This is a genomic window from Parvibaculum sp. (genome assembly GCF_040882025.1).
GTDB lineage: Bacteria > Pseudomonadota > Alphaproteobacteria > Parvibaculales > Parvibaculaceae > Parvibaculum.
In genome coordinates this window covers 1-3912 of sequence record NZ_JBBECC010000117.1, presented here as the reverse complement: position 1 = coordinate 3912, position 3912 = coordinate 1, and the positions used below count along the sequence as shown (strand labels likewise).

The following is a 3912-nucleotide window of genomic DNA, read 5'->3' as shown; positions in this document are numbered from 1 at the left end:
GTGAGTGTGCCCACGCCGAGAATGACGAGGACGGAGGCGAGCACGGCGCCTGCGATCTTGTTGAATTCGAATGAGTCCATCGGCTCTTGCTCCGCCCGGTCGGTTTCGTGGTCTGGGGCCGTTCGCGACGCGATGGCCGGCCCAAAGGACCGGGACTGCGCGGCAAGGCACAATGCCCTGTCCGGCCCCCCGAATTGGCGCGGAGATTAGCCGCTTCCGCCGCCGCGCCGCAAGCCGTATAAGTGCGCCAAATCGGCTCTTTGTGCTTCTCGCCAGCCGCGGCGGCAGTCGAAAATGCGCTTGGCGGATGAAACCATGCGCCATGCGCATTCTGGCCCGGACGCGGGCAGGGCAAAGGCGCGGTTGCGGCGATCCGTCGCACCGGTGCGCCGGTCCCCGAACGGGCAGCGGAGGAAAGATGGCGGCTGTTGCAACGAGAAACACGGATGACAGGGCGGGCCATCCGCTCATTGTGATTCCCGCGCGCATGGCCTCGACACGCCTCCCGGGAAAGCCGCTCGCCGACATTGGCGGCGTACCGATGATCGTCCAGGTCTGGCGCCGCGCGATGGAAGCGGGTGTGGGCCGGGTGGTCGTTGCCGCCGCCGAAGCCGAAATCGCCGATGCGGTCCATGCCGCCGGAGGCGAGGCCGTGCTGACCGATCCCGGCCTTCCCTCGGGTTCCGATCGGGTCTGGCAGGCGGTCTGCGACGTCGATCCGGAGGGACACCATGGCATCGTCCTCAATGTGCAGGGCGACCTGCCGACGCTCGACCCGGCGCTGATCCGCACCGCCTATGAGGCGCTGATCCGGCCTGGCGCCGATATCTCGACACTGGCCGCCGAAATTGTCCTCGAAGACGAACGCACCAATCCCAATGTCGTGAAGGCGGTTGTCGCTTTCGTCGGCGCCTCCCGCGACGGCTTGCGCCTGGCGCGCGCCCTCTATTTCACGCGCGCCACCGCGCCCTGGGGCGAGGGCCCGCTCTATCATCACATCGGGCTCTACGGTTATCGCCGTGAGGCACTGGCGCGGTTTGTCGGTCTGCCGCCCTCGCCGCTTGAAAAGCGCGAAAAGCTCGAGCAATTGCGGGCGCTCGAAGCCGGCATGACGATAGAAGTGGCGCTCGTTGACACCGTTCCGCTCGGTGTCGATACTCCCGCCGACCTCGAAAAGGCCCGCGCGGCGCTTTCCCGGAGACCGATGCAATGACGGACGGTGCAACGCCGGAAAAGACCATTGCCTTTCAAGGTGAGCCGGGCGCCAATTCGCATATCGCCTGCCGCGAGGCCTTTCCCGATATGGTGGACTTGCCTTGCGATACCTTCGAGGACGTCTTCGCCGCCGTGAATGAGGGCCGCGCGCGGCTCGGCATGATCGCGATCGAGAACTCGCTCGCGGGCCGCGTCGCCGACGTGCATCACCTGATCCCCGGCGCCGGTCTCTATATTGTGGGCGAGCATTTCCTGCCCGTGCGCCACCAGCTTCTCGGCCTCAAGGGCGCGCGGATCGAGAATCTGAAATCGGTCCACAGCCATGTCCATGCGCTCGGCCAGTGCCGCCGCGTGATCCGCGAATTGGGGCTGAAGGCCGTCGTCGCCGCCGACACGGCGGGCGCCGCGCGCCAGATCGCGGAAGCCGGCGATCCGGCGCGCGCCGCCATCGCGACGGGCCTTGCGGCCGAAATCTACGGTCTCGACATTCTCCGTTCCAATGTCGAGGATGCCGAGCACAACACGACGCGCTTCCTGATCATGGCGAAGGAGCCGAACGACGCCGAGCCGGAAGATGAGCCGGTGGTGACGAGCTTCATTTTCCGTGTGCGCAACGTGCCGGCCGCTCTCTACAAGGCGCTCGGCGGTTTTGCCACCAACGGCGTCAACATGACCAAGCTCGAAAGCTATCAGCTCGAAGGCACCTTCAATGCGAGTCAGTTCTACGCCGACATCGAAGGCCACCCGGCCTCGCGCCATGTCCGCCTCGCGCTGGAGGAGCTGGAGTTCTTCACGACCGAGCTGCGTATCCTGGGCATCTACAAGGCCCATCCCTATCGCGCGACGATCGTTGCCGGCGATTGAGTCTTAGGCCGCTCCTTCCGCAAACGCCTTGATGAGTTGGTGCGCGATGGCGAAGGGTGGCGGAAACCACACCGTCCCGTCGCCCTTGCCGGCAAGCACCGCCTGCGCCTCCTCGCGCGTGAACCAGCGCCCTTCGGAGAGTTCGATTCCGTCGATCGTGAAATCTTCCGATTCCGCCACCGCATGGCAGCCGATCATCAGCGAGGAAGGATAGGGCCAGGGCTGCGTCGAGTGATAGGTCGCCGACGCGATCCGGAGACCCGCCTCCTCGTGAAGCTCGCGCGCCACGGCCTCCTCGATCGATTCGCCCGGCTCGACAAAGCCCGCCAGCGCCGAATGCATGCCCTTCGGCCAGATTTTCTGCCGCCCGAGAAAGCATTTGCCGTCATGCACGGCGAGCATGATGACGACGGGGTCGGTGCGCGGGAAATGTTCGGCCTTGCAGGAGGGGCAGACCCGCTTGTAGCCGGCTTCCGCCATCTCGCTCTTCGAGCCGCAAACCGAGCAGAAGCCGTGCCGGTTGTGCCAGTCGATCATCGACTTGGCCTGCGCCATGATCGCAAGCTCCGTCGGCGTGATCTCTCCCGCCATCGCCACCGCGCGCAAATCCTCGAATGCGCCGATGCCTTTCAGCGACGGGTGATTGTCCGGATCCTTGATCCCGCTCACATCGGCCGCGAACAGCGCCTTGCCGCGCTTGTTGATGCCGAGAAAGACGGTGGCGCCATCGCCCGCCAGCTCTTTCAGCAGGGCCGTGCGCATCCAGCCGATATCCTTGCCCTCGCCGGGGCCGGCCTCCGGCAGCACGAAGGGCTGCAGCCGCCACATCGGTACGAAGAGGCTGGTCGGTGCCGCGAGCTGCTCCTCGATCCACGCCTTGTCGGTGCGGCGGTAGCTGGCGCGGTCGAGCGGATTATTGGCAAAGATATTCGGATTTTCAGGCAGACCCATCGGCGTTTCCGGCTTGATGTCGTTGAAATTCGGGTGGCGCAGACTGGCACAGCAAGGGGATGCGCTCAATCGTGCGATTCTGGCTCCAAGCCTTGCATCCGCCGCCCCTTACCCTGATATAGTCCCCTCGGGAGGTTGGCGGCGGACGGGCCCCTCGCCAACCCGGTCAGATCCGGAAGGAAGCAGCCGTAACGAGTTTCGCTCGGGTCGCTTGTCCAGCCTCCCACCTGTTTTTACCTCAAGCCTTTCGATGGGAGCGCGCGGGTTCCATGAATGACAGCGTGGAAAATCTCGCCGCCAGCGCCCCCGGCGATGCCGAGGAAGCCCACCGTCCGGACCCGGCAACGGAGCCCGGCTTCGATCTCGGTGACGCGCCGGCGCCGCGCGCCAAAGCCTCCGGGTATCAGGTCCTCGCCCGCAAATACCGGCCTTCGGTCTTCGAGGATCTGGTCGGCCAGGAGGCGATGGTCCGCACGCTCTCCAATGCTTTCGACGCCGGCCGCATCGCCCATGCCTTCATGCTGACCGGCGTGCGCGGCGTCGGCAAGACGACGACGGCCCGCATCCTCGCCCGCGCCCTGAATTACGAAAAACCCGGCATCGACGCGCCGACCATTCACATGGACGGACCCGGCGTTCATTGCGACGCGATCATGGAATCGCGCCATGTCGACGTGATGGAAATGGACGCCGCCTCGCGCACCGGCATCGACGACATCCGCGAGATCATCGACAGCGTGCGCTATCTCCCCGTTTCGGCGCGCTACAAGGTCTACATCATCGACGAAGTGCACATGCTCTCGCGCCAGGCCTTCAACGGCCTGCTGAAAACGCTGGAAGAGCCGCCCGCGCATGTGAAATTCATCTTCGCCACCACCGAAA

4 protein-coding genes and 1 other RNA gene are annotated in these 3912 nt (G+C 65.2%); 4 read left to right on the top strand and 1 reads right to left on the bottom strand.

The genetic code is table 11. The features are described 5' to 3' along the window. Positions 1–418: 418 nt before the first annotated feature. Together WEB61_RS08470 and WEB61_RS08465 are read left to right on the top strand one after the other, a co-directional pair. The gene (locus WEB61_RS08470; RefSeq protein WP_368063899.1) at positions 419–1213 is read left to right on the top strand and encodes a 3-deoxy-manno-octulosonate cytidylyltransferase; all 795 of its coding nucleotides are present in this window, start codon (positions 419–421) and stop codon (positions 1211–1213) included. Next, the gene (locus WEB61_RS08465) at positions 1210–2079 is read left to right on the top strand and encodes a prephenate dehydratase (RefSeq protein WP_368063898.1); all 870 of its coding nucleotides are present in this window, start codon (positions 1210–1212) and stop codon (positions 2077–2079) included. Before WEB61_RS08470 ends, WEB61_RS08465 begins: the two co-directional genes overlap by 4 nt. A 3-nt stretch (positions 2080–2082) precedes the next feature. Here the strand turns inward: WEB61_RS08465 and nudC are convergent, their stop codons facing one another. Then, positions 2083–3099, bottom strand: a complete 1017-nt coding sequence (gene nudC / locus WEB61_RS08460) for an NAD(+) diphosphatase (protein WP_368063897.1) — start codon at positions 3097–3099, stop codon at positions 2083–2085. A 61-nt stretch (positions 3100–3160) separates the two neighbouring features. Between nudC and ffs the strand changes: the two genes are divergently transcribed. Both ffs and dnaX read left to right on the top strand, forming a co-directional pair. Further along, an RNA gene (ffs, locus tag WEB61_RS08455) (signal recognition particle sRNA small type) lies at positions 3161–3257 on the top strand. A 42-nt stretch (positions 3258–3299) separates the two neighbouring features. Beyond that, positions 3300–3912 (top strand): DNA polymerase III subunit gamma/tau (gene dnaX / locus WEB61_RS08450; protein WP_368063896.1); only part of this gene is annotated, 613 nt, incomplete at its 3' end.